4 protein-coding genes are annotated in these 4,065 nt (G+C 40.3%); 2 read left to right on the plus strand and 2 right to left on the minus strand.

What is annotated here, in order from left to right; genetic code table 11:
* Positions 1–235: 235 nt before the first annotated feature.
* A complete protein-coding gene (locus AC805_RS14285) occupies positions 236–772 on the minus strand; it encodes a Uma2 family endonuclease (RefSeq protein WP_055076038.1) in 537 nt (178 codons plus the stop codon).
* 654 nt (positions 773–1,426) lie between these two features.
* A complete protein-coding gene (locus tag AC805_RS14290; RefSeq protein ID WP_055076039.1) occupies positions 1,427–2,089 on the minus strand; it encodes a cadmium resistance transporter in 663 nt (220 codons plus the stop codon).
* 413 nt (positions 2,090–2,502) lie between these two features.
* Here AC805_RS14290 and AC805_RS14295 point away from each other — a divergent pair, with 413 nt between their 5' ends.
* Positions 2,503–3,240, plus strand: a complete 738-nt coding sequence (locus tag AC805_RS14295; protein WP_055076040.1) for a cadmium resistance transporter — start codon at positions 2,503–2,505, stop codon at positions 3,238–3,240.
* Between the two features lie 93 nt (positions 3,241–3,333).
* Positions 3,334–3,894 (plus strand): hypothetical protein, encoded by a 561-nt coding sequence (locus AC805_RS14300; protein WP_055076041.1) that lies wholly within the window; start codon positions 3,334–3,336, stop codon positions 3,892–3,894.
* Positions 3,895–4,065 lie beyond the last annotated feature (171 nt).

Below are 4,065 nucleotides of genomic sequence, written 5' to 3' on the forward strand. Positions count from 1 at the left end.
TATAGTTGTTTTAAATAACTTGTAGACGGGCTTCGACTTCGCTCAGCCCTCGGTGTAAGCTAGCTGAGCGAAGTCGAAGCTGTAGTTTTTATTTAAATTATCTATATTTGATATTGCGTATTCTGGCACAATTAAGAATGATAAAACTGCGATCGCCTATTGCCAATTTTAAAAACAGGAAATTATAGAAAGTAGCTTGCCTAGCTGTTGGCGATCGCCAACAGCTAGGCAAATGTCACCGCTGCTGGGTCATTGCCATGATCATTTCTACTGTGAGGTTTGAGATATTGCCAAGGGTTGGAAGTATATCGGTTCCAGAATAAATTAGTGGCAGTTCAGATTTTTCCCAAACCCAGATTTGCTTTCGCTGAATATCAATTAGCCAAGCTAGTTGAGTGCCGTTGATCAAGCAAAGTAGGATTTTGTTTTGTAGCTCTAATGTGTTTTGGTCGGGGGAGCGAATTTCAATCAGCCAGTCTGGCGTTCCTTGCAGTGGTCCATCGACTTCTGTAAGCCGATCGCTTTTAACTACAGAAATGTCAGGGACGGGAGATAACGGGGGGACGATGCAACGCAGTTCTTGGATAGCTTCGTATGCTTGGGTTTGGCTGTTGATCGCGTTAACTAAGTTGCGCTGAAGACGCGAATGAAAAAGCGTTGGCATCATTTTTTGCTGGGCTTGTCCGTGGATAAATTCCCAAGCAGGTGAGGATTCAATGTTGGATTGCTGGAGAAAAGTGTCTAGGGGGCTAGCGATCGCAATAGATTCCATAAGCCTGAGATGTACCAACGAAGGTTCAACGTATGTTTAGTTCTATTGTAGTTTGAGAATTTCGTTTATGGCAAATGTTGAGATGTTTCAGGCAGTTTAGCTAGCGATCGCATCAGCCAAAAATCAATGACTAGAACTGCGATCGCCTATTGCCGATTTTGAAAATGCGAAATTATAAAAAGTAGGTTGGGTGGAGCGTCAGCGATACCCAACAGTTAGTCACATTGCATATAACCCACATTCCGCTCGTAATGGAAGCCTAAAAATATTTAAAACGAGACAATGAGGGTTTCAGTGATTTTTGGAAAAATTAATGATATCAATTCCTATTAGTGCATCACTATTTAAAGTATTAAGATAGTGATATTTTTGCTGGCAAAGCTCAAAACACTTACTGTATAAGGATTTGTTTTCTAAATACTTTTTTCAGTAAAATAAGAGCGGAATGTGGGTTAGGACATAAACCCCAAGAATTGAATGGCGGCGCTTCGCGCCGCCATTCAATTCTTGGGGTTTTATTGTGATTCAGGCTTGAGAGTGGGTGAAAAGAATTATGCGATCGCAGTTGTGAAGGACTTGAAGAACTAATTTGAGTTTTTATGGAGAGATGATATTTATCTCCAATATCTTAGACAAGAATATTAGACGGGAATATTAGACGGGAATTACTAAGCGATAGGATTGACTCTTGATGATGATGGAAAGTCCGAGGTAAATCAAGACAAATGGAGCAATTTTTCGTCCGAAGCGAGCGACAAGATAGGAAATTCCTGGAAAACGAGTCAGATTATAGGAACAGAAGCACCAAAAACCAATGGTCATGTAACACATCGTCAAGATGATGCCAAGGCTTGGCAAACTGCTGCTTGCGAACAAAGGAATATACACTCCCAAATTATTGCCACCATTGGAAATAGTTACTGCCGAAACTCGGTGGGTTTTGGGATCTTTGATGGTCGACCACAAGGATTGACTCAGGCGTGGTCTACCAACTTCTATATTGATATGTTCTACTTCTTCAGCTATCTCCTTCCCATCATCATCTTCTTTACTCATTAATTGATGGATACCAATTAAGATGGGGAATATGCCAAGTAGTCCGACCCACATGTCAGATACTACTAACCCTACAAAAAATCCAATCATACTTACACTAATTAATGCTGTAAGACCGAGGAATTCTCCAACTACTACATGGCGAGGGTGAAAATTGCGGCTAACCTTTCCGAAGAAAGAAGTGAGATAGATATTATCGTCAAATGTTGTTGCTAATGCTACTGCTGCGCCCGTTGCGATCGCTCCTTCCAACCAACTCATTTTAAATTTGCCTCTTCAATATTTATTTCGTTGAGTTGATAATAGAGAATTCTTTCGATAGAAACAAATGTTGTTTCTTCTTAAAATGATAACCCTAGCTTATAAAACCCCAAAGATGAGTGGCGGTCAGAATCACCGCCACTCATCTTTGGGGTTTTATAACCTGAGCAAACCTTACGTTACTAGAGCAATCCTAAATGAGTTGAGCGGAGTCGAAGCCTTATAGCTGGCGGTACACCCTTCTAGACTGAGCTACTTATATTAATAGTTTTTAATAGTTTTAAGTTATTACATTAACAAGAAAGAATATTTGATTTTATAGATTGAGGAGTCTATATTTGTGTTGTTCTCTATAGAGCATCAATGCCAATAAATTCTATCGTTTTAACGCGAGAATTCCGTTAATTAATAACATGAATGCCATACTAACTTCAATTCCTACAGCCCTGACTGCTTTTACGGCAACAAATCTAGATGATGTAATTATTTTGCTACTCTTTTTTTCTCAAGTAAGTTCGACATTCCGCAAAAGACACATCGTGATGGGACAATATTTGGGATTTGGAGCGCTAGTATTAGCGAGTTTGTCGGGATATTTTGGTGGACTACTCATGCCGCGCGATTGGATCGGAATGCTTGGGATTTTACCGATCGCCATTGGATTGAATCGACTGTTTATCCCTGAAACTGAGGATAACGAATCTGAGGAAAGTCAATCGGTGCAATCAAATTCTTGGTTATCCAGTTTGCTATCTCCGCAAGTTTATAGCGTTGCGGCGGTTACCTTTGCCAATGGTGGCGACAATGTGGGCATTTATGTACCACTCTTTGCTAGCAGCACCTTAGAAGGTTTATTGGTGACCCTAATGGTATTTTTGCTGATGGTGGGGCTATGGTGCTATGCAGCCTATCGACTCATCCAAGTTCCAGCGATCGTTGATTCTCTGAGCCACTATGGTAATTACCTCGTACCTTTTGTGCTGATTGGCTTAGGAATCCTCATCATGATTGACAGCCATACCCTTGAAAATCGAGGCTTAGTGGTTCTTAGCTTACTAATCGGAGGCTTATTAGTCTTCAATCTCGGTCGAAATATTGCGGAAATCAATATTCTCAAGCCCCTTCAAACTAAAGAGCCGCAATTGGACTAGGGCAAGATTTTTATTTCAAGATTTTTATTTCAAAGTTTTACTAATTGTTACTTCCTACACTTACTACTTCTCTTACTAATTAGGATCGAAATCATGAAATTCTTACAAGCAATATTGGTCGCTCTTATCTTTTTGTCGAACTTAGCGATCGCTCAACCATCCTTTGCCAATAAGCCGCCGCTTACGAGTAACCCTGACTATATCGCTGTTACCAATGATCTCGCAAAAGCAACCGATCCCACCGAAATCGCTAAACTTCAGTTTGAGAAGTATGTCATCGAAACAGGAGAATCCTTTGCTGAATGCCGTAATTTAACAGCTAATCCTTTGCCAGTCTATGGCAAGAAATCGAAACTGGATGGATCTACCTTTGATAATACTCTTTATACTTTGCCCAGTGGTGGAACCACCAACGAGGATTGGAACTGCCAAGGCATTTACTTAGAAAAGGGTTTAAATAATGATGGTCAACCAGTTGCCATTAAGCTTGTCACTGGTATACAAATGGTTGCAAAAGCCGATCCCGAAACTGGTGCAATTGACCTCAATTTCCCCGTAACCAGAGTTTTCAAGAATGGTGAAATTAACTGGTTAATCCCCACTACAACAGAAGAGCTATCAGCATTAACCTTACCCCAAGCTCCCTTGGATTAATTAACTCACCTTACGCAGATAGAAAGCGCCCAAAAAAAATGACTGAGAATGTATACTGGAAGTAGGTTTGAGAGTAATTGCTTTGCCGAAACCAAGCTAAGATGAGGAAAGAAGATAAAAACATGAAGATGAACATGTTAGATCTTTATAGTGACTATCTAATTAGTTCTT

It is taken from the genome of Pseudanabaena sp. 'Roaring Creek' (assembly GCF_001402795.1).
GTDB lineage: Bacteria > Cyanobacteriota > Cyanobacteriia > Pseudanabaenales > Pseudanabaenaceae > Pseudanabaena.